Source organism: Kitasatospora sp. Ki12 (assembly GCF_054601375.1).
Map to the genome: position 1 here is coordinate 1,663,065 of NZ_BAAIHT010000003.1, position 18,682 is coordinate 1,681,746.

Sequence of the window (18,682 nt, forward strand, 5' to 3'; positions counted from 1 at the left end):
GTCGAGGAGGACCACGGAGATGGCGTACTACCGGCAGCTGGGCAGCATCCCGCCCAAGCGGCACACCCAGCACCGCACCCCCGAAGGCGGGCTGTACTACGAGGAGTTGATGGGCGAGGAGGGGTTCTCCTCGGACTCCTCCCTGCTCTACCACCGGGGCATCCCCTCGGCGGTGGTCAACGCGGTGCCCTGGGAGCTGCCGGACCAGTCCACCGTGCCCAACCACCCGCTGCTCCCCCGCCACCTCAAGCTGCACGAACTGTTCGCGGGCCAGGAGTGGAAGTCCGCGGACGTCGTGGGCAGCCGTCGGCTGGTCCTCGGCAACGGCGACGTGCGGATCTCGTACGTCGCCGCCGGGGCCCCCAGCGAGCTCTACCGCAACGGACTCGGCGACGAGTGCGTGTACGTGGAGTCCGGCACCGGCACGGTCGAGACCGTCTTCGGCTCGATCGAGGTCGGCCAGGGCGACTACGTGATCATCCCGCGCGCCACCACCCACCGCTGGGTGCCGACCGGTGACGAGCCGCTGCGCGCGTACTGCATCGAGGCGAACAGCCACATCACCCCGGTGAAGCGGTACCTGTCCAAGTACGGGCAGCTGCTGGAGCACGCGCCGTACTGCGAGCGGGACTTCCGCGGACCGGTCGGCCCGCTGCTGGTCGACGCCCCCGGGGACGTCGACGTGCTGGTCAAGCACCGCGGCCCGCAGGGGATCTCGGGCACCCGCTACACCGTGCCGCACCACCCCTTCGACGTGGTCGGCTGGGACGGCTGCCTGTACCCGTACGCCTTCAACATCAGCGACTTCGAACCGATCACCGGCCGGATCCACCAGCCTCCGCCGGCCCACCAGGTGTTCGAGGGCAACAACTTCGTGATCTGCAACTTCGTCCCGCGCAAGGTGGACTACCACCCGCTGTCGATCCCGGTGCCGTACTACCACGCCAACGTGGACAGCGACGAGGTCATGTTCTACTGCGGCGGCGACTACGCGGCGCGCAAGGGCTCGGGCATCGCCCAGGGCTCGATCTCGCTGCACCCCGGCGGGCACACCCACGGGCCGCAGCCGGGCGCGTACGAGCGCAGCATCGGCGCGGAGTTCTTCGACGAGCTCGCCGTCATGGTGGACACCTTCCGCCCGCTGGAGCTCGGCGAGGGCGGCCGGGCCAGCGAGGACGGCAACTACGCCTGGACCTGGGCCGGTCGGGGGCCCGGGCGATGAGCGAACTGCCTCCGGGGGGCGCGGTCCCCGAGCTGTTCCGCGGGCTCTTCGACGACGCGGCGGTGTTCCCGCCCGGGAACCTGCCGGTCGCCGACGCGGTGCCCGCGCACCTCGTCCACCGCGCGGCCTGGTACGCCGAGGCGGTCGGCCCGCTCCTCTGCGGGGCGGGCCGGCTGGGCGAGTTGGCCGCGGCGACGTCCGGCGACGCGGTGGCGTCCGGCGGCACGGCGACGTCCGGCGACGCGGCGGGGGCGGGCGGCGCAGCGGGGGCGGGCGGCACGGCGGGGGCGGGCGGCGCGCCGCTCAGGATCGGGCTGGTGCTGCCGGGGGGCAGCGCCGAGCTCGCACCGGCGCTCGCCGCCGCCGCGCCGTTCGACCTGGCCGGCGTCGAACTGGCCACCCGGGACGCCGCCGAGGCGATCGCCGAGCTGGACCGGCTGCTGCCGCCGCACGTCCCGGCCGCCGTCGAGCTGCCGCGCGAACTCCTGCGCGGGGACGGGCTCGACGCCGTCCTGGACGCCCTGGTGGACAGCCCGTACCGGGCGAAGTTCCGCACCGGCGGGCTGGTCGCCGAGGCGTTCCCGGACGAGGCGGAGCTGGCCGCCTTCCTCACCGGCTGCGCGCAGCGCGGACTCCCGTACAAGTGCACGGCCGGGCTGCACAACGCCGTCCGGCACACCGACCCGGAGACCGGCTTCGAGCACCACGGCTTCCTGAACGTGCTGCTGGCCGCGCAGGAGACCGACCCGACGACAGCAGTGACGGTGCTCGCGGAGCGCGACGGCGAGGCCCTGGCCAAGGCGGTGCGTGCACTGACGGATCGTCAGGTTACCGTGATCCGCAACTCGTTCACCGCGTTCGGCACCTGCAGCATCGCCGAACCCCTGGGCGACCTGGCCGCGCTCGGCCTGCTGTCGTCGCCCGCTCCACAGCACCAGGAGGACCGTTGACCACCCCCCGCAGCTGGCTCGCCAGCGCCCAGGACTCGCCGTTCGGCGTGCACAACCTGCCGTACGGCGTCTTCACCGCCGCCGACCGGCCCGGGCGGCGCCGGATCGGCGTGCGCGTCGGGGACTTCGTGCTGGACGCCGGGGCGGCCGCCCGCGCGGCCGGCGCGCCCTCCGTCCTGCTGGACGCCGATTCGCTCAACCCGCTGATGGCAGCCGGGCGTCCGGTCTGGACCCGGGTGCGGGCGGACCTCACCAGCTGGCTCACCGACGAGTCCTTCCGCGAGGCGCTGTCCCCGGCGCTGCTGCCGGTGGCGGACGTCGAACTGCACCTGCCGTTCGAGGTCGCCGACTACGTGGACTTCTACGCCTCCGAGCACCACGCCACCAACCTGGGCCGGATCTTCCGCCCGGGCTCGGAGCCGCTCACGCCCAACTGGAAGCACCTGCCGATCGGTTACCACGGGCGGGCGGGCACCGTCGTGGTCTCCGGCACGCCGGTGGTGCGGCCGCACGGACAGCGCAAGGCGCCCGCCGACCCGGCGCCGAGCTTCGGGCCCACCCGCCGGCTGGACATCGAGGCCGAGGTCGGCTTCGTCGTCGGCACGCCGTCGGTGCTGGGCGAGCCGGTCGCGCTGGACGGCTTCCCCGAGCACGTGTTCGGCGTCTGCCTGCTCAACGACTGGTCGGCGCGCGACATCCAGGCCTGGGAGTACGTGCCGCTCGGCCCGTTCCTCGGCAAGTCCTTCGCCACCTCGATCTCGCCGTGGATCGTCCCGCTGGACGCCCTGCAGCACGCCCGGGTCACGCCGCCGCACCGCGACGTCGAGCCGCTGGCGTACCTGGACGACCGGGACGGCGAGCCGTGGGGCCTGGACCTGGCGATGGAGGTCCGGCTGAACGGGCACCTGGTCTCCCGTCCGCCGTTCGCCACCATGTACTGGACGGCGCAGCAGCAGCTGACCCACATGACCGTCAACGGCGCCTCGCTGCGCACCGGCGACCTGTTCGCCTCGGGCACGGTCAGCGGGCCGGAGCCGGACACCCGGGGCGCGCTGATCGAGCTGACCTGGAACGGCGAGGAGCCGCTGAAGCTGGCGGACGGGACGACCCGGACGTTCCTGGAGGACGGGGACGAGGTCGTCATCACCGCCACCGCGCCCGGCCCGGACGGCGTCGTGGTCGGGTTCGGCGAGGTGACCGGCCGGGTGCGGGGGTAGGGAGCGCCTCCGCACCGGGGTGGCTCCCCGGGCGCGGGAACGGATCACAGATGACAAATGACAGCTGACAGATTTCAGATGTTGAAATCTGTCAGCTGTCATTTGTCATTCCCGCCGAGCCCCCGAGCCCCTGAGGCCCCGAGGCCTCGGCGCCTCCGCCTACAGCCCCGCGCCTCCCGTGGCGTCGATGACCCGCCCGGTCACCCAGCGCGCGTCGTCGGAGGCCAGGAACGCGACGATGTCCGCGATGTCCTCCGGCTGCCCGACCCGCCCGAGCGCCGCGACCGAGGCCGCGTAGGCCTCCGCCTCCGCGTTGCCGCGCAGCCAGCCGGCGTTGACGTCGGTGTCCACGATCCCGGGCGCGACCGAGTTCACGGTGATCCCGCGCGGCCCGAGCTGCTTGGCGAGGTTGAGCGTGAAGGTGTCCAGGGCCCCCTTGGTCGCGCCGTAGGCGATGAGCTCCGGCATGGCCAGCCGGGCCGCGCCGCTGGAGATGTTGATGATCCGGCCGCCGTCCCGCAGCCGCTCCAGCCCGTGCCGCACCACGAAGAACGGCGCGCGGACGTTGACGGCGAACACCTCGTCGAACTCCTCCTCGGTCAGCGACTCGAGGCCCGAGCCGCGCCCGATCCCGGCGTTGTTCACGATGACGTCCACGCCGCCGTCCGACGCGTGCGCCCCGATCCCGGCGTCGAAGGCCTTCCACAGCGCGGCCGCGTCGCCGTGCCGGCCGAGTTCGGCCCGCAGCGCGAACGCCCGGCCGCCGTCGGCGCGGATGCCCGCGACCACCTCGTCCGCCGCCGCCTCGTCGCGGGCGTAGCCGACCGCGACGGTGGCGCCGTCCCGCCCGAGCCGGCGGGCGATCGCCCGGCCGATCCCCCTGCTGCCGCCCGTGACCAGCGCCGTCCTGCCCCGAAGTCCGTACGCACCCATGGCGGTGCCCCCTTCTACTGCCTGCCCCGATTATTGTTGAGCGACCGCTCAAGAAAGAAGCTAGCACAGGATTTTTGAATGAGTGCTCTAAAATTTGCTCCATGACGGACGCGGTGGAGACAGCAGGGCCGAAGGCAGCGCCAAAGGCAGCGGAAACGGCAGCGGCAACGGCGCCGGAGACCGGAAGCGCGGCCCCCGCCACCCGGCCCAGGCGCGGCCGCCCGCCGGCCTTCGACCGCACCGAAGCCCTGAGTGCCGCCACCCGGCTGTTCTGGGAGCGCGGCTACGAGGCCACCTCCGTCACCGACCTGACCACGGCCATGGGCATGCGCCCGGGCAGCCTCTACGCCGCGTTCGGCGACAAGCGCTCGCTGTTCGAGGAGGTCGTGCGCCGGTACGGCACCTCGCCCGTCGGCGCCTTCGCGGCCGTCGCGCTCACGGAGGAGCCCACCGCGTACGGCGCCTTCGCCCGCATCCTGCGCGAGGCCGCCGCGATCTACCCCGATCCGTCCCATCCGGCCGGGTGCCTGGTGATCTCCGCCGCCACCAACGTCTCCGCGCAGGACGCCGGGATCCAGGACCACCTGCGCGAGCTGCGCAACGGGAACACCCGGGTCTTCGCGGAGCGGCTCCGCCGGGCCAGGGAGGAGGGCGAACTGCCGCCCGAGGCCGACCCGGAGGCGCTGGCGGGCTACCTCGCCACCGTCATCCAGGGCATGTCCCAGCAGGCCCGGGACGGCGCCACCGCCGCCGACCTGGCCCGGACCGCCGAACTCGCCCTGCGCGCCTGGCCGTAGCCGGCGGCCGCCCGGCGATCACGACCGCCCGGTGATCACGACCGCCCGCCCGCCCCGGTACCGTGGGCAGCGGAAGTCCACAACGACGAGGGCACGGGAGCGGGACCGATGAGCGCAGAGGTGGCGGAGGTCCGGACGTTCCTGGACGGCGGCGTCGGACGGATCGTGCTGAACCGCCCGCGGGCGCTCAACTCGCTGACCCACGGCATGATCACCACCGTGCGCACCACGCTGGACGGCTGGGCCGAGGACGACCGGGTGCGCGCCGTCGTCCTGACCGGTGCGGGCGAGCGCGGCCTCTGCGCGGGGGCCGACATCCGCGCGATGCACGACGACGCGAAGGCGGGCGGCGCCGGCACCCGGGCCTTCTTCCGCGACGAGTACCGGCTGAACGCCCTGATCGCCCGCTACCCCAAGCCGTACGTCGCGGTGATGGACGGCATCACGATGGGCGGCGGCGTCGGCCTGTCCGCCCACGGCGCGGTCCGGATCGTCACCGAACGCTCCACCGTGGCGATGCCCGAGACCCGGATCGGGCTCGTCCCCGACGTCGGCGGCAGCCGCCTGCTCGCCCGCGCCCCCGGCGAGCTGGGCATCCACCTCGGGCTCACCTCGGCCGCGATGGGCCCCGGCGACGCGTTGCTGTGCGGGTTCGCGGACCACTACGTGCCGTCGACGAGGCTCCCGGCGCTGCTCGACGCCCTCGCCCGTGACACCGCCGCCGCGGCCGCCGACGTCGCCGCCCACCTTGTCGCCGACGTCGTCACCGCGCACGCCGAACCCGCCCCGCCCGCCGAGCTGGCCGGGCAGCGCGCCTGGATCGACGCCTGCTACGCCGCCGACACCGTCGAGGAGATCGTCGAGCGCCTGCTGAACTCCGGTGTCCCGGAGGCCAAGGAGGCCGCCGAGCTGGTCCTCGGGAACTCCCCCACCGCCGTCAAGGCCACCCTGGCCGCGCTGCGCCGGGCCCGTACGCTCCCCTCCCTGGAGGCCGTGCTCGACCAGGAGTACCGCGTCTCCTGCGCCGCGCTGGACGGCCACGACCTGGTCGAGGGCATCCGCGCCCAGGTGGTCGACAAGGACCGCGACCCGCGCTGGCAGCCCGCCACGCTCGCCGGGGTGACGGCCGTGGACGTCGCGCGCTTCCTCGCCCCGCGCGAGGGCGACGAGCTGGGACTGGCCTGACCGCACGGCTCGCGGCCGGGGCCGCCGGTGACCGGTGGCCGGTTCCGGCAGCCCCGCCGGACTGGTGACCGGCGTCTCGCATACCAAGACTGGCGCGGGACGGGGCGCGTCGTAGATCGTTGGGTGGTCAGGGCGCGCCCGCGCGGCGCCGAGCAGCGGACATGGGAGTCGACGGCGATGACCGAGACCGAGACCTACGAGACGATCCTGGTCGAGCGCAAGGGCCGGGTGGGGCTGATCACCCTCAACCGCCCCAAGGCGCTCAACGCGCTGAACACCCAGCTGATGAACGAGGTGGTCGCGGCCGCGACCGCCTTCGACCGGGACCCGGAGATCGGCTGTCTGGTGATCACCGGTTCGGAGAAGGCCTTCGCGGCCGGCGCCGACATCAAGGAGATGCAGGGCAACGCCTTCCCGGACGTCTACCTGGACGACTGGCTGGGCCCGTGGGACCGCCTCGGCGCGCTGCGCAAGCCCGTCGTCGCGGCGGTGGCCGGGTTCGCCCTGGGCGGCGGCTGCGAGCTGGCGATGATGTGCGACATCCTGCTGGCGGCGGACACCGCGAAGTTCGGGCAGCCGGAGATCAAGCTCGGCGTCATCCCCGGCATCGGCGGCTCGCAGCGGCTCACCCGGGCCGTCGGCAAGGCCAAGGCCATGGAGCTGTGCCTGACCGGCCGGATGATGGGCGCCGAGGAGGCCGAGCGGGCCGGACTGGTCTCCCGCATCGTCCCCGCCGACCAGCTGCTCGCCGAGGCCCTGGCCACCGCCGAGACCGTCGCCGCGATGTCCACCCCGGCGGCGATCATGCTCAAGGAGAGCGTCAACCGCTCCTTCGAGACCACCCTCGCCGAGGGCGTCCGCTTCGAGCGCCGGCTCTTCCACGCGGCCTTCGCGACCGCGGACCAGAAGGAGGGCATGGCGGCCTTCGCCGAGAAGCGCCCGCCGTCCTTCTCCAACCGCTGACCGGGAGCCGGGGTCGGCGTCCGGCGTCCGGCGTCCGGCGGCGTGTGACGGCATGACGGATGACGGCTGACAGATTTCAGCTTTCAGATTTCAGATGTTGAAATCTGTCAGCTGAACTCTGTCAGCTGACACCTGTCACCGTGTTCAGCCGGGCTAGCCCGCTGCGGGTGGCGGCGACGACGATCCGGTCGCCCGGGACGAGTCGCCGGGTGCGGTCGGGCAGCCCCCATTGCAGTTGCGAGCCGGGGGCGAACCGGACGGCGATCACCCGGACGCCGCCCTCGTCCTCCAGGTCGTGCCGGTTCAGGCCGATCAGCCCGCTGCCCGCCTCCACCGCCAGCTCGGCGATCAGCAGTACGTGCCGGAACACCGACAGCGTCCCGCGCACCTCGCGCCCCATCAGCGCCGCCGCGAAGGCGGGCGCCGCCAGGTAGGACACCGACCGCGAGGCCGCGTTGTCCAGCGTCTTGTAGAAGTGCCCGGCGAAGTCGTCGTCGAACAGCCGCACCACCACCCGGACTTCGGGGTTGCCGTGGCGTGCCTCCAGCGCGGCCTCCAGGTTGGTGGCGTCGTCGCCGCTGACCGCGACCAGCGCCCGGCTGTGCTTCAGCCGGGCCCGGCGCAGCTGCTCCTCGAACGGGCCGTCACCCATCACGACCGGGATCCCGAGCGCCCGGACGGCGGCGACGCCACGCGCCTGCGGGTCCCGTTCCATGCAGACCACCGGCACACCCAGGTCGTGCAGTTGGGTCGCGACCCGGGTGCCGACGTTGCCGAGCCCGACCACGATCACATGGTCCCGGGTGCCCGCCCCGGGGTTGCGCGGCTGGCCGCGCCGCCCGGAGCCCAGCACCTCGACCGCGATGGCGGTGGCGACCGGCGCGAAGGTGATCCCGCAGATGGTGATCACCACCTGGGCGACCCGCTGCCAGATTCCGCCGGTGCCCGAACCGGAGGCGATGTCGGAGAGCTGGTCGGGCTGGGCGGCGCCGGCCAGGTCGAGCAGCGAGATGTAGACGGTCCAGCCGAAGTTCCGGTTGAGGTACCAGAGCACGCCGAAGGACATCAGCACGGCGGCCAGGGCGGTGAGCAGCACCAGTCGCATCCGGGCGCTGGTGAAGAAGCGCATGGTGTCGAGCACCCGCCAGCGGAGGCGCCGCCGCCATCCGATCGGCACCCGGGGCTCGATCCGCAACACCTGCAGCGCGGCGGTGCCGGTTGGTTCCTCCTCGGGTTCCTGGCCGGTCTCCGCGACCTCCGGGTCCGCAGGGGTCTCCGTGGTCTCCGGGTCCGCAGAGGCAACTGGGGCAACCGGGGCCTCCGGGCTCTCCGGGTCCGCCGGCTCAACAGGCTCGACCGCCTCCGCCGAGACGACCGGGGCCGCTTCGCGCCGTACGCCGCCCGGCCGGATCGGCCCGTCGTCGCCGAACTCACGGGCGAGCCGGACGAATTCGGCCGAATCGCCCTGCTGGGCGGGCAGTAGCCGGATCTTGCTGAGGTCCCGCCGGTCGATCTGGTCGGCGACCACGCAGACCCGGTCCGAGGTGATGGCCTCGTCGAACGCGATGTGCAGGTAACGGCCTTCGATCTCGACCGAGTTGGGCCGTCCGAGCGCGGCGGCGGCGAAGGCCGGGGCGGCGGTGGCGGAGCCGGAGAGCGCGGCACCGTTCTTGAGCAGCCGTTCGATGTTCTCGCCGAGCCGCTGGTTGAACATCCGGAACACGATCCGGATGTCCGGATTGTGGTTCTGGGCGCTGAGCGCGGCGTGGATGTTCTCCTGGTCGCTGCCCTCGACCAGGGCGAGGCCGCGGGCGGTGCCGATGGACACCGCGCGCAGGGCCTCGTCGGTGATGCTGGCGTACTCCACGACCGCGGCGACGCCCTCGAGTTGTTCGATCTGCGGCGCGTGGTCGCGGGTCCGGTCGGCGACCAGGACGACGACCGGGACCTCGTAGTGTTCGACGAGTTCCAGGATCAGTCGGTGTGCCAGCGCATTGCCCCCGCAGACGATGTAGTGCTGGCTGATCGGCTCGACCGGAGGGGTCCCCCACCCTTCAGAAGTCATATCGCCGGATGATATCGACGACGAGTGTCCGGAGGGTGTCGTTCCGGCGACCGGGGTGGATCCCCCGGACGGCCGTACCCGGCGCGCGGGACGGCGACGGCGCGGAGAGGCTGGGGTTCGTCTTCTGCCCCCGCCCGAGGAGTTACGCCACCGTGGTCTCTCCGATCATCACCCCCGACGGTTCCCCGGTCCAGGGCCCGCTCGGCATGCTCGCCAAGGCCGCCTGGCAGATCCTGCTGGTCGCCGGACTCGTCTCGCTCGCCCTCGGGATCGTGGTCTTCGCGTGGCCCCGGCAGACGCTGCTCGTGGTGGGCGTGCTGTTCGGCCTCTACCTGCTGGTGATCGGCATCGTGCAGCTGGTCGCCGCGTTCGGCACCCACGCCACCACCGCACTGCGGGTGCTGGCCTTCATCAGCGGCGCGATCTGCGTGATGCTGGGCCTGCTCTGCTTCCGCAGCGCGGTGCGGTCGCTGCTGCTGCTCGCGCTCTGGATCGGGATCGGCTGGCTGTTCCGCGGCATCACCCAGCTCGCCGCCGCGATCTCCGACCCGCTGATGCCGGCCCGCGGCTGGCAGGCCTTCGCGGGCGTGGCCAACACGCTGGCCGGTGTGCTCCTGATGGTCTGGCCGGTCGGGTCGATCGCCGCGCTGACCGTCCTGGCCGGCTGCTGGCTGCTGATCCTGGGCGTGGTCGAGATCGCGACGGCGATCCAGGTGCGCAGCCGGGCCAAGCGGCTCCCGTCGGGCGTCTGAGCGACCGGCGCCCCGGCGGACGGACCCCCACCGGCACACCGCAAGAGCCGCAGGAGCCGCAGAGGCCCGGAGACCCGGAGGCCGCCGCCACCGGCTCGACCACCCGCCACCGCCGTTACGGCCGGGGCGCGTAGCCGATCCGGAAGGTGGCGGCCTCCAGCCGTTCCTCGTCGAGCCGGACGTCGGTCAGCCGCTCGGCCAGCGCGAACGCGGCCTCGGTGTGCAGCCGGTGCCGCTCCCCGCCGAGGTCGAAGCCGCAGGCCGTCAGCAGTTCGGGGATGCCGGGGGCCTCCGCGTCCGAGCCGTGCCGCTGGTCGGCGAAGAGCGGCTCGAAGTGGAGCCGGCTGCCACCCCCGTGCTCCCACCAGTGGAAGCTGTCCGCGGCGTTGACGTTGCGGAAGTGCGAGACCAGCCGGGTGCCGCCGGCAAGCCGGGGGACGAGCTCGTGGAGGCTGCCGAGGTAGCCGTACGGCTCGACCGCCAGGGCCCAGCCGTCGAGCGCGGTGACGGCGACGAGCAGCCGGTCGTCGTCATCGTCGTCGAGCAGGGCCCCGGCCTCCTCGTCCTCGCCGTCGTCGAAGGTCTCCCAGGCCTCGACCACCGCGTCCAGCCCGGCGACCTCGCGGCCGGGCAGGGCGTCGAAGCGGCGCAGCAGTTCGTCGGCGGCGATCCCCTGGACCTGGGTGAGGCAGTAGGCCTCGCCCAGGACGGGGTAGCGCTGCTCGAACCAGGTGTAGTCGGTGGCGTGTGCGGCGGTCATGCCCCGATGATGCCGGACCCCACCGACACCGCCGGGGCCGGGGCGCCGTCCAGCCCGCCCCTGCTCAGCGCCAGACCGGCGCGTCGGTGCCCCAACGCCCGGGCGGGCGCGACCAGTCGGCGGGCGCGCCCCGGTAGCCGATCGGCGGCAGGGCGTGGCGTAGCCGCCCGTACGCGGAGTCGGTCTCGGCGAGCCACCGGGACGGGTCGTACGGCTCGGTGGAGTCCGCTTCCGGTTCCTCCCGTTCGATGCCGTGCAGCAGCCAGGAGGCCGTACCCGCCAGGGAGAAGCGCAGATGGCGGCCGCCGGGGCGGCCGGTGCGCTGGTCGGTGAGGGCGCGCAGGACGGCGGCGGCCACGAGGTAGCCGGTGCCGTGGTCGAGGGCCTGGGCGGGCAGGACGCCGGGGTGGCCGTCGGCGGCGGCCTCGTGGGCGGCGATGCCGACGCCGGCCTGGACGAGACTGTCGAAGCCCCGCCGCCCCGCCCACGGACCGGTCCAGCCCCAGGCGCAGATCTGGGCGACGACCAGGTCGGGACGGCGGGCGAACAGCGCCTCCGGGGCCAGGCCGTGGGCGTCGAGGGCACCGGGACGGTAGGCGGTGACGACCACGTCGGCGGTGGCCAGCAGTTCCTCGAAGACGGCCCGGTCCGCGGGCTCGGCGAGGTCGAGGCGGGTGGAGCGCTTGCCGAACCCGGTGTCGGCGTGGGCGTCGTCCGACTCCGGTAGCCGGGGCGAGTCGACGCGCAGGACGTCGGCGCCGAGCAGGGCGAGGGTGCGGGTGGCGACCGGTCCGGCGATCACCCGGGTGAGGTCGAGGACCCGGATGCCGTCGGCGGGCCGGTCCACGGGGGCCGCCCCGAGCGGACGGGCGGCGGCGGCAGCGGCGGTGGCGGGGGCGGGGACGACGGCGGTGCCGACTTCCCGGTGCTCGACCAGGGGGAGCACGGTCTCGCTCACCGGCACGACGGCGACCGCGAGCGCCCCCGCCGCGTACGCGCGCTCCTGGACCTGCTCGGCCGGCAGCTTCCCGAGCACCTCGGCGAGTTCCTCGGGCCCGGCGTCCGCGGCGAGGCCGAGGGCGGCGAGCAGCCGGGTGCGGTGGTGCGGGTAGTTCGCGTGGGTGCGGACCCACCCGTCGGCGGTGCGCCAGAAACCCGAGTGCGGGGCGAAGTTGACGGGCGAGCGGCCGTCGACCGTCAGGTGCCGCTCACTGACGAAGGCGGTCGCGACGGCACCCTGGTCCACCCGGACGGCGGGGACCGGCCCGCCGCCGCGGAGGGCCGCGAGCTCGGCGGCGGCGAGCGAGCAGACCGCGACGGTGGCCCGGGCGAGGCGTCGCACCGGCAGCCCGGAGGCCAGCACGTCGTCCGGGCCGTGGAAGCTCACCCACTCCACCAGCTCGGCCGGGCCGCCGAGGGCAGCCCAGGCGTCGGCGGTGGGACGGTCGACGGAGCGGGCCGCCCCGCTGGGACCGGAGGTTCCTTCGGAAAACGGACGATCAGTCATGTCCGGCATTCTGCTCCCGTTCGCACGCACCCGCTGTGACGCCCGCCACCGGCACCGCACCGGGGCCGTACCGGGGCCTGGCCGCCGGGGCCGCCGGTAGGGTGCGAACCGGCGGCACACACGGGCGTACGGACAGCAGCCGCCCGTACCGGGGCAGACCGGCACGCCGCGACACCGTGACACCGTGACACCGTGGGGGACGACTTGGACCTGATCCGCCGCCTCGACCTGGGCTACTTCGTCCGCCCGGCCGCCGAAGTAGGCGGCCCGGAACCGCGGGTGGAGCCGGTGCTCGCGTACCTGGTCCGGCGCCCGGAGGGGCTGCTGCTGTTCGACACCGGGATCGGCGGCGGCGAGCCGGAGACCGAGGCCCACTACCGCCCGGTCCGCCGGCCGCTGCCCGAGGCGCTCGCCGCGGCCGGGGTCTCCCTCCGCGACGTCGACCTGGTGGTCAACTGCCACCTGCACTTCGACCACTGAGGCGGGAACCCGCTGCTGGCCGGCACCACCGTCCTGGTGCAGGCCACTGAGCTGGCCGCCGCCCGGCGCGGTGGCTACACCATCGACGCCCTGGTCGACTTCCCCGGCGCCGACTACCGCGAGCTGGACGGCGAGGCGGAGGTCTGGCCCGGCGTCCGGGTGCTGCCCACCCCCGGCCACACCGAGGGCCACCAGTCGCTGCTGGTCGAACGCTCGGGCGGCGGACCGGTCCTACTGGCCGGTCAGGCGTACGACTTCGCCTCCGAGTACGGGCAGGCGCTGCTCGCCCGGCGGGCGGCGCACGAGGGCGTGGCCGCGCCGCTGCCCGGCTACCGGGCCTGGCTCGACCGGATCGCCGAGCACGCACCGCACCGGGTGCTCTTCGCGCACGACCACGCGGTGTGGGAGCCGTCCGAGTAGCGGGCGCGCCGGGCGCAACACCCCGCGAAGCACGCCCGGCCGGACGGTCCGCGAGGCACGCCGGGCCGGACGCTCAGAAGGTGAACCGCAGCGAGCGGACCCGGTGGTCGAAGCTGGACGGGACCAGCTCCGGCTCGCCGACCGAGCGGGCCTCCGGCAGCCGGGTGAACAGCTCCCGGAACAGCGCCGTCATCTCCTGCCGGGCCAGGTGCGCGCCGAGGCAGTAGTGCGGTCCGCCGCCGCCGTAGCCGAGGTGGGGGTTGGGCGTGCGGGTGAGGTCGAAGGCGTCCGGGTCGGGGAAGACCGCCTCGTCGTGGTTGGCGGAGCCGTAGTACAGCGCCACCTTCTCCCCCGCGCGCAGCAGCGGGCCGCCGGGCCCGCCGAGCTCGTGGTCGACGGCGACGGTCCGGTGGAACTGGATGATCGGCGTGGCGTGGCGGACCATCTCGTCCACCGCGCCGTCGAGCCGCCCGTCCAGGTCGGCGAGGAGCAGGGCCCGCTGCTCGGGGTGGACGGTCAGCAGGTGCAGGCCGTGGGCGAGCGCGTTGCGGGTGGTCTCGACGCCGGCGACCAGCAGCAGGGTGAAGAAGGCGCCGAGTTCGCGGCCGGTGAGCCGGCGGCCGTCCACGTCGGCGGTGACCAGCGCGGAGATCAGGTCCTCGGCCGGCCGGCGGCGGCGCTCCCGGCCGATCCCGGCCACGATGACCTGCATCCGGGCGAGCGCCCGCAGCCCGCGCCCGGGCGACCGGAGCCGCCGGCTCAGCGTACGGGCCACCCCGATGTCCGCGGAGGTGCGGTTGACCAGGTCGAGGATCTCGCGGCGCGGCCGCTCGGGGATGCCCATCATGGTGCAGATCACCTGGAACGGGAGTTCGGCGGCGACCGCACTGACGAAGTCCTCGGGCCGGTCCCGCTCCACCCGGTCGACCAGCACGGTGCTGATCCGCCGGACGTCCTCCTCGACCCTGCCGAGCAGCCGCGGGGTGAACGCCCGGGAGACGATCCGGCGCAGCTGGGCGTGCCGGGGGTCGTCCAGGTTGACCATCGAGTCGCCGAACAGCAGCCGGACCCAGCGGGCCGGGGCGGGGGTGGTGACGCCGGGGCCGCTCAGGAAGACGGCGGGGGTGCGGCTGGCCTCCACCACGTCGGCGTGACGGACCAGGGCGTGGAAGCCCCGACCGGTGGCGCGGTCGCCGAAGTAGACCGGGCCCGGGAGGCGGCGCAGCTCCGCGAAGGCGGCGGCACGGGCGGGAGCGGGCAGCCGCCAGAAGGCGGGGTCGGCGAGGTCGACGGCCGCGACCCGGTCGGCAGGACCGGCAGCGTCGGCACGGTTGGTAAAGCTGGCAAAGGACTCCGTGGTGTCCGCCGGGGTCTCCATGGCCGGACCTCCCTGCTTCTGGACGGCGCCGTTCCGGTACGCACGGAACGTACTGGCTCGTGCACATTTAGTGAGCAGGCGGTGAGTGCTTGTCAAGCTGCACCGATGGTCGTACGAGCGGGTGTTCGGTTCGACGGATCAACGCCGGGGCGGCCGGAGGGCGGCCGGGGATGGTCTCACGGGACGGAACCTGCCAATACCGGAGGGTGCGGTACGGGCCGGGCGGGACGGGTGCGACGATGAGTGCCATCGTGATGACCGACCGGATCCGCCTGCTGCGCGCCGTGGTCTTCGCCGCGCTGTGCGTGGCGACGGCCGCCACCGCGCACGTCGCCATGGCCGGCTCCGGGGTCTCGCCGACGGTACTGGCCGGCGCGTTCGCGGCGGTCCTGGGACTGACCTGGCTGCTCGCCGGGAAGCGGCGCGGGCTCGGCGTGATCAGCGCCTGGATGGTCGTGGCGCAGACCGCGCTGCACCAGTTGTTCGAACAGGCCGGGGCGTTCGGCCGCGGGGGCGGCGGTCTCGGCCGGCTCGCCACCACGGACTGGGCCTCCCTCCTGCTCTGCCGCCCGGACCGGCTGCCCGCCGGGCTCTCACCGCTCGACCTGGCGCGGATGGCGGGCATCGACCCGGACGCCCCGCCGGCCACCGGTGGAGTGCGCCCCACCCTGGGGCTGCACCACGCGTCGTCCGCGGCGGGAGCCTCCGCCGACGGGACGGCCATGGACCTGGGCCTGCCCGGAATGGCCGGGATGCCCGGCATGTCGCACCCGATGCCCGGCGGGATGCCCGCCGGGACGACGGGCGGCGCCGCGCACGGGATGACGCACGACATGGCAGGTGGCATGGCGGGCGACATGTCCCACGGGATGTCGCCCGGCATGGCCGCCGGCCACGTGCTGGCCGCGCTCGCGTGCGCGCTGCTGCTGTGGCGCGGTGACGCGGTGCTGGTCCGGCTCTTCGAACTGCTCGGCGCGCTCGGCGGCGTCGTCGCGGGGGCGCTGCTGCTCCCGCTGCTCGTACTGTTCGCGCGCCCCTTCGGCCACCGGGCCCCGGCTTCGCCCCGGCCCGCCGACGACCGGGCCAGGCCGCCCCGGTCGGTCCTGCTCACCCATGCCGTCGTCCGGCGCGGACCGCCGGCGTTCGCCCTCGCCAGCTGACGCGCCCGCCGCCGCTCCCCCGGCCTCCTCCGGCCATCGGACCCCCGCGACGGGCAGGTCGCCCTGCCGTACGGCCGCGTCCTCCGCCGCCGTGCCGCCAGGGCGCGGGCCCGCGCCCGCCGCCGCTCCCACCGGTCGATCCGGGAGGTGCGCGGTACTGCGCGGCCGCCCACGGACGCCGACGGCGCCGCCCTGAGCGGGGCCGTCCCCAGCCTTCCCCTCGGGACCTTTCCATGCCTGACTACGACGGCGCACCGGCTCCGGCCGGCGCCACCGTCCTACCGTTCCGCGGCCTCCGGGCCCTCCGAGCCCTCCGGAGCGCGACCGACCAGCCCCTCCGCCTCCAGGCCGGCCATCAGCCGGGCCGACCACTCCGGGGACGGACCGTCGGCGGCGGCCGCCAGGACCCGGCCGCGCAGCCGCTCCGCCCGCTCCAGCCAGTCCCGGCAACCGGCGCAGCGCGCGACGTGCTTGTCCAGCCGGGCGTCGGCGAGACCGCTCGGTTCGCCGTCCAGGCGTGCGGACAGAGCGGTACGGAACTGCGCGCATCTCATATCACCATCGTCCCGCACGGCCGCAGGGACGGCGTCGACCGGGTCGGGGCCGGCCGCTACGGGACCGAGCCCGCCGGGACCGGGTACGTCGGGACCGCCCGGGTCGGAGGCCGCCGTGGATGACGACCAGCTCACGGCGCTCGCGCTGACCGCCCGCTCCGGCCGGGCCGCGGACGTCGAGGCCTTCGTCCGCGCCACCCAGCGGGACGTCTGGCGCTTCGTCGCCCATCTGACCGACGTCCAGTCCGCGGACGACCTCGCACAGGAGACCTTCCTGCGCGCACTGCGCGGCCTGCCCGCCTTCGCCGGCCGCTCCTCGGCCCGCACCTGGCTGCTGTCGATCGCCCGGCGCACGGTGATCGACCGGTACCGGATGGCCGCGGCCCGGCCGCGCTTCGCGGCACTGCCGGACTGGCAGGAGGCGGCGGAACGGCAGAGCGGGACGCCGGAGGCCGGGTTCGAGGACGGCATCGCGCTCGACGACCTGCTCGACCGGGTGCCCGCCCAGCGCCGGGAGGCCTTCGTGCTGACCCAGGTGGTCGGACTGAGCTACGCCGAGGCGGCCGAGGTCGCCGGCTGCCCCGTCGGCACCGTCCGCTCCCGGGTCGCCCGGGCGCGGGAGGAGCTGATGGCACGACTGCGCGCGGCGGAGGCCGGGGAGCTCGCCACCGCCTGCTGAGGCGGGCGAGGACTGACGGACTTCGGGTAACAGATGACAGCTGACAGATTTCGAAATCTGTCAGCTGTCATCTGTTCTCTGTCATCTGTTCTCCGTCGGCCGCCGCCCACCCGCCGGGCAGCGCCGCCGAAAAAATCATCCAAGTGTTCGGAACCGGAGCCCTCGCGCCCCCGACTGCTGTACCGGACCCCGCCGCCGAGGCGGTGTCCGGTTTACGGCAGCACGGAACGGAGGGACTCCATGGCAGCGCAACAGCCCACGGTCGCCGCAGCACTGACTGACCATCAGGCCGAGCCGGTCGACCGCTGGAGCCTGGTGGTGGCCGCGGGCCTGCTCTCGTTCGTCGCGATGCTCGACATGAACGTGGTCAACCTGGCGCTCACCGACATATCGACCGGTCTGCACGTCTCCCCCGGGGTCGCCCAGTGGGCCGTCCTCGGCTACCAACTCCCGCTCGTCGCCCTCCTCCTGCCCGCCGGCCGGTGGCTGGACCAGGTCGGCACCCGGTCGGCGCTGCTGCTCGCGGTCGGCTGCTTCGCCGGCTGCAGCATGCTCGCGTCCGCAGCCCCGTGGGCGGGCTGGCTGATCGCGGCCCGTCTGCTGCAGGGCGCCTTCGGGGCCGTGCTCTTCGTCCTGATGCCGGTGCTCGCCGCGACCTCCGTCCGGCCCGAGCTGCGCGGGCGGGCGATGAGCGTGCCCGCGACGCTGGGCCCGCTCGGCGCGGTGACCGGCCCGGTCATCGGCGGCCTGCTGCTGGACCACCTCGGCTGGCGGGCGATCTTCCTGGTCAAACTGCCGGTCTGCCTGGCAGCCGTGCTCATCGTGCGGCGGCATGCCCCGCGACGCGGCGGGCTGCGGCTGCCCGACCGGGGTTCGCTCGGGGACGCCGCCCTGATCGGCGGCGCCGTCGCCGCCGTCCTGCTCGGGCTGACCCTGGCCCCCGGGGCCCCGCAGTGGCTGCTGCTCGTGCTGCCCGCCGCACCGCTGGTGCTGCTGTGGCTGCGCCGCCCCGGCGGCCGGCCGGTGGCGGAGGTGCTGCGGGCCGCCGGAACCGCCGGGGTCAACGCCTCGGTGCTGGCGCTCGCCGCCGGTTTCGCGGCCTGCCACTACCTGCTCGCCCAGTACCTGCGCGGCCCTCGGGGCGAGAGCGCCACCACCACCGCGCTGACCATGCTGGCGTTCCCGCTCGGCATGGTGCTGGCCGGCCGGGTCGGCGGACGGCTGGCCGACCGCTGGGGCGCCCGCCCGACCGCGCTCACCGGCGCCGCCGTCACCACCCTCGGCCTGGCCCTGCTCATCCCGCTGGACACCGGCTGGTCCGCCGGGGACATCGCCGCCCGGCTCGCCCTCGCCGGCGCCGGGATGGGCCTCAACGGCGGCCCCACCCAGGCCCTGGTGATGACCGCCTCCCCGCCCGGGAAGCTCGCCACCGCCGGCTCCGCCGTCCAGCTCGCCCGCAGCCTCGGCTTCGCCCTCGGGCCGGCCCTGGCCACCGCCGCCGCGCTGGCCGGCGACCGCGCCACCACCGGGACCCGCGCCGGGATCTCCCTGGCGGCCCTGGTCGCCGGCACCGCCGTCGTCCTGCTCGCCCTGCACCGCCACCGCCGGACCTGACCGGGCCTCCCCGGAAACGCCCGCCCCCAACCGCCCGAACCGCCCC

The 18,682-nt window shown here is 74.5% G+C and carries 16 protein-coding genes and 1 pseudogene; 11 read left to right on the forward strand and 6 right to left on the reverse strand.

Annotation, left to right across the window (positions count from 1 at the left end; translation table 11 throughout):
• Positions 1 to 19: 19 nt before the first annotated feature.
• The 3 genes from ACYP53_RS37920 to fahA are packed head-to-tail and all read left to right on the forward strand — an operon-like array spanning position 20 to position 3,389.
• The gene (locus ACYP53_RS37920) at positions 20 to 1,222 is read left to right on the forward strand and encodes a homogentisate 1,2-dioxygenase (protein ID WP_189913876.1); all 1,203 of its coding nucleotides are present in this window, start codon (positions 20 to 22) and stop codon (positions 1,220 to 1,222) included.
• Positions 1,219 to 2,172 (forward strand): hypothetical protein, encoded by a 954-nt coding sequence (locus ACYP53_RS37925; RefSeq protein ID WP_459650729.1) that lies wholly within the window; start codon positions 1,219 to 1,221, stop codon positions 2,170 to 2,172. The genes ACYP53_RS37920 and ACYP53_RS37925 overlap by 4 nt, the downstream gene beginning before the upstream one ends.
• Positions 2,169 to 3,389: a fumarylacetoacetase gene (gene fahA / locus ACYP53_RS37930; protein WP_459650730.1), complete on the forward strand. Its 1,221-nt coding sequence runs from the start codon at positions 2,169 to 2,171 to the stop codon at positions 3,387 to 3,389. Before ACYP53_RS37925 ends, fahA begins: the two co-directional genes overlap by 4 nt.
• Before the next feature lie 159 nt (positions 3,390 to 3,548).
• On the opposite strand, the gene ACYP53_RS37935 is transcribed toward fahA, so the two are convergent.
• Positions 3,549 to 4,322, reverse strand: coding sequence for an SDR family oxidoreductase (locus ACYP53_RS37935; RefSeq protein WP_189913878.1), 774 nt, complete (start codon positions 4,320 to 4,322; stop codon positions 3,549 to 3,551).
• A 101-nt stretch (positions 4,323 to 4,423) separates the two neighbouring features.
• On the opposite strand from ACYP53_RS37935, the gene ACYP53_RS37940 reads away from it, so the two are divergent.
• The 3 genes from ACYP53_RS37940 (at position 4,424) to ACYP53_RS37950 (ending at position 7,267) form a co-directional block, all read left to right on the forward strand.
• Positions 4,424 to 5,119 carry a TetR/AcrR family transcriptional regulator gene (locus ACYP53_RS37940; RefSeq protein WP_189913879.1) on the forward strand — a complete coding sequence of 232 codons (696 nt, stop codon included), beginning with the start codon at positions 4,424 to 4,426 and terminating at the stop codon, positions 5,117 to 5,119.
• Between the two features lie 108 nt (positions 5,120 to 5,227).
• Complete coding sequence (locus ACYP53_RS37945; RefSeq protein ID WP_459650731.1) at positions 5,228 to 6,304, forward strand: enoyl-CoA hydratase/isomerase family protein; 1,077 nt, start codon at positions 5,228 to 5,230, stop codon at positions 6,302 to 6,304.
• Between the two features lie 177 nt (positions 6,305 to 6,481).
• Positions 6,482 to 7,267 carry an enoyl-CoA hydratase gene (locus tag ACYP53_RS37950; RefSeq protein ID WP_189913881.1) on the forward strand — a complete coding sequence of 262 codons (786 nt, stop codon included), beginning with the start codon at positions 6,482 to 6,484 and terminating at the stop codon, positions 7,265 to 7,267.
• Positions 7,268 to 7,388: 121 nt separating this feature from the next.
• On the opposite strand, the gene ACYP53_RS37955 is transcribed toward ACYP53_RS37950, so the two are convergent.
• On the reverse strand, positions 7,389 to 9,332 hold the full coding sequence (locus tag ACYP53_RS37955) for an NAD-binding protein (RefSeq protein WP_459650732.1): 1,944 nt from the start codon (positions 9,330 to 9,332) through the stop codon (positions 7,389 to 7,391).
• A gap of 152 nt (positions 9,333 to 9,484) precedes the next feature.
• Here ACYP53_RS37955 and ACYP53_RS37960 point away from each other — a divergent pair, with 152 nt between their 5' ends.
• Positions 9,485 to 10,084, forward strand: coding sequence for an HdeD family acid-resistance protein (locus ACYP53_RS37960; protein WP_229928310.1), 600 nt, complete (start codon positions 9,485 to 9,487; stop codon positions 10,082 to 10,084).
• Positions 10,085 to 10,199: 115 nt separating this feature from the next.
• On the opposite strand, the gene ACYP53_RS37965 is transcribed toward ACYP53_RS37960, so the two are convergent.
• Together ACYP53_RS37965 and ACYP53_RS37970 are read right to left on the reverse strand one after the other, a co-directional pair.
• Positions 10,200 to 10,844, reverse strand: coding sequence for a DUF6461 domain-containing protein (locus ACYP53_RS37965; RefSeq protein ID WP_459650733.1), 645 nt, complete (start codon positions 10,842 to 10,844; stop codon positions 10,200 to 10,202).
• 64 nt (positions 10,845 to 10,908) lie between these two features.
• Positions 10,909 to 12,351: a CoA transferase gene (locus ACYP53_RS37970; protein WP_459650734.1), complete on the reverse strand. Its 1,443-nt coding sequence runs from the start codon at positions 12,349 to 12,351 to the stop codon at positions 10,909 to 10,911.
• Between the two features lie 213 nt (positions 12,352 to 12,564).
• Here ACYP53_RS37970 and ACYP53_RS37975 point away from each other — a divergent pair.
• Positions 12,565 to 13,251, forward strand: a pseudogene (locus ACYP53_RS37975) (N-acyl homoserine lactonase family protein).
• A 73-nt stretch (positions 13,252 to 13,324) separates the two neighbouring features.
• On the opposite strand, the gene ACYP53_RS37980 reads toward ACYP53_RS37975, so the two are convergent.
• Complete coding sequence (locus tag ACYP53_RS37980; protein ID WP_459650735.1) at positions 13,325 to 14,629, reverse strand: cytochrome P450; 1,305 nt, start codon at positions 14,627 to 14,629, stop codon at positions 13,325 to 13,327.
• 239 nt (positions 14,630 to 14,868) lie between these two features.
• Here ACYP53_RS37980 and ACYP53_RS37985 point away from each other — a divergent pair, with 239 nt between their 5' ends.
• Positions 14,869 to 15,789 (forward strand): hypothetical protein, encoded by a 921-nt coding sequence (locus ACYP53_RS37985; RefSeq protein WP_459650736.1) that lies wholly within the window; start codon positions 14,869 to 14,871, stop codon positions 15,787 to 15,789.
• A 278-nt stretch (positions 15,790 to 16,067) separates the two neighbouring features.
• Here the strand turns inward: ACYP53_RS37985 and ACYP53_RS37990 are convergent, their stop codons facing one another.
• Complete coding sequence (locus tag ACYP53_RS37990; protein ID WP_459650737.1) at positions 16,068 to 16,343, reverse strand: zf-HC2 domain-containing protein; 276 nt, start codon at positions 16,341 to 16,343, stop codon at positions 16,068 to 16,070.
• A 115-nt stretch (positions 16,344 to 16,458) separates the two neighbouring features.
• Here ACYP53_RS37990 and ACYP53_RS37995 point away from each other — a divergent pair, with 115 nt between their 5' ends.
• Both ACYP53_RS37995 and ACYP53_RS38000 read left to right on the forward strand, forming a co-directional pair.
• On the forward strand, positions 16,459 to 17,022 hold the full coding sequence (locus tag ACYP53_RS37995) for a sigma-70 family RNA polymerase sigma factor (RefSeq protein WP_189913890.1): 564 nt from the start codon (positions 16,459 to 16,461) through the stop codon (positions 17,020 to 17,022).
• A 240-nt stretch (positions 17,023 to 17,262) separates the two neighbouring features.
• Positions 17,263 to 18,636, forward strand: coding sequence for an MFS transporter (locus ACYP53_RS38000; RefSeq protein WP_459650738.1), 1,374 nt, complete (start codon positions 17,263 to 17,265; stop codon positions 18,634 to 18,636).
• Positions 18,637 to 18,682 lie beyond the last annotated feature (46 nt).

Coding starts and splice junctions, on each gene's coding strand:
- ACYP53_RS37965 (WP_459650733.1), bottom strand. CDS start 10,844: ATGACCGCCGCACACGCCACCGACTACACCTGGTTCGAGCAGCGCTAC.
- ACYP53_RS37980 (WP_459650735.1), bottom strand. CDS start 14,629: ATGGAGACCCCGGCGGACACCACGGAGTCCTTTGCCAGCTTTACCAAC.
- ACYP53_RS37950 (WP_189913881.1), top strand. CDS start 6,482: ATGACCGAGACCGAGACCTACGAGACGATCCTGGTCGAGCGCAAGGGC.
- ACYP53_RS38000 (WP_459650738.1), top strand. CDS start 17,263: ATGGCAGCGCAACAGCCCACGGTCGCCGCAGCACTGACTGACCATCAG.
- ACYP53_RS37925 (WP_459650729.1), top strand. CDS start 1,219: ATGAGCGAACTGCCTCCGGGGGGCGCGGTCCCCGAGCTGTTCCGCGGG.
- ACYP53_RS37945 (WP_459650731.1), top strand. CDS start 5,228: ATGAGCGCAGAGGTGGCGGAGGTCCGGACGTTCCTGGACGGCGGCGTC.
- ACYP53_RS37935 (WP_189913878.1), bottom strand. CDS start 4,322: ATGGGTGCGTACGGACTTCGGGGCAGGACGGCGCTGGTCACGGGCGGC.
- ACYP53_RS37985 (WP_459650736.1), top strand. CDS start 14,869: ATGAGTGCCATCGTGATGACCGACCGGATCCGCCTGCTGCGCGCCGTG.
- ACYP53_RS37920 (WP_189913876.1), top strand. CDS start 20: ATGGCGTACTACCGGCAGCTGGGCAGCATCCCGCCCAAGCGGCACACC.
- ACYP53_RS37940 (WP_189913879.1), top strand. CDS start 4,424: ATGACGGACGCGGTGGAGACAGCAGGGCCGAAGGCAGCGCCAAAGGCA.
- ACYP53_RS37970 (WP_459650734.1), bottom strand. CDS start 12,351: ATGACTGATCGTCCGTTTTCCGAAGGAACCTCCGGTCCCAGCGGGGCG.
- ACYP53_RS37955 (WP_459650732.1), bottom strand. CDS start 9,332: ATGACTTCTGAAGGGTGGGGGACCCCTCCGGTCGAGCCGATCAGCCAG.
- ACYP53_RS37990 (WP_459650737.1), bottom strand. CDS start 16,343: ATGAGATGCGCGCAGTTCCGTACCGCTCTGTCCGCACGCCTGGACGGC.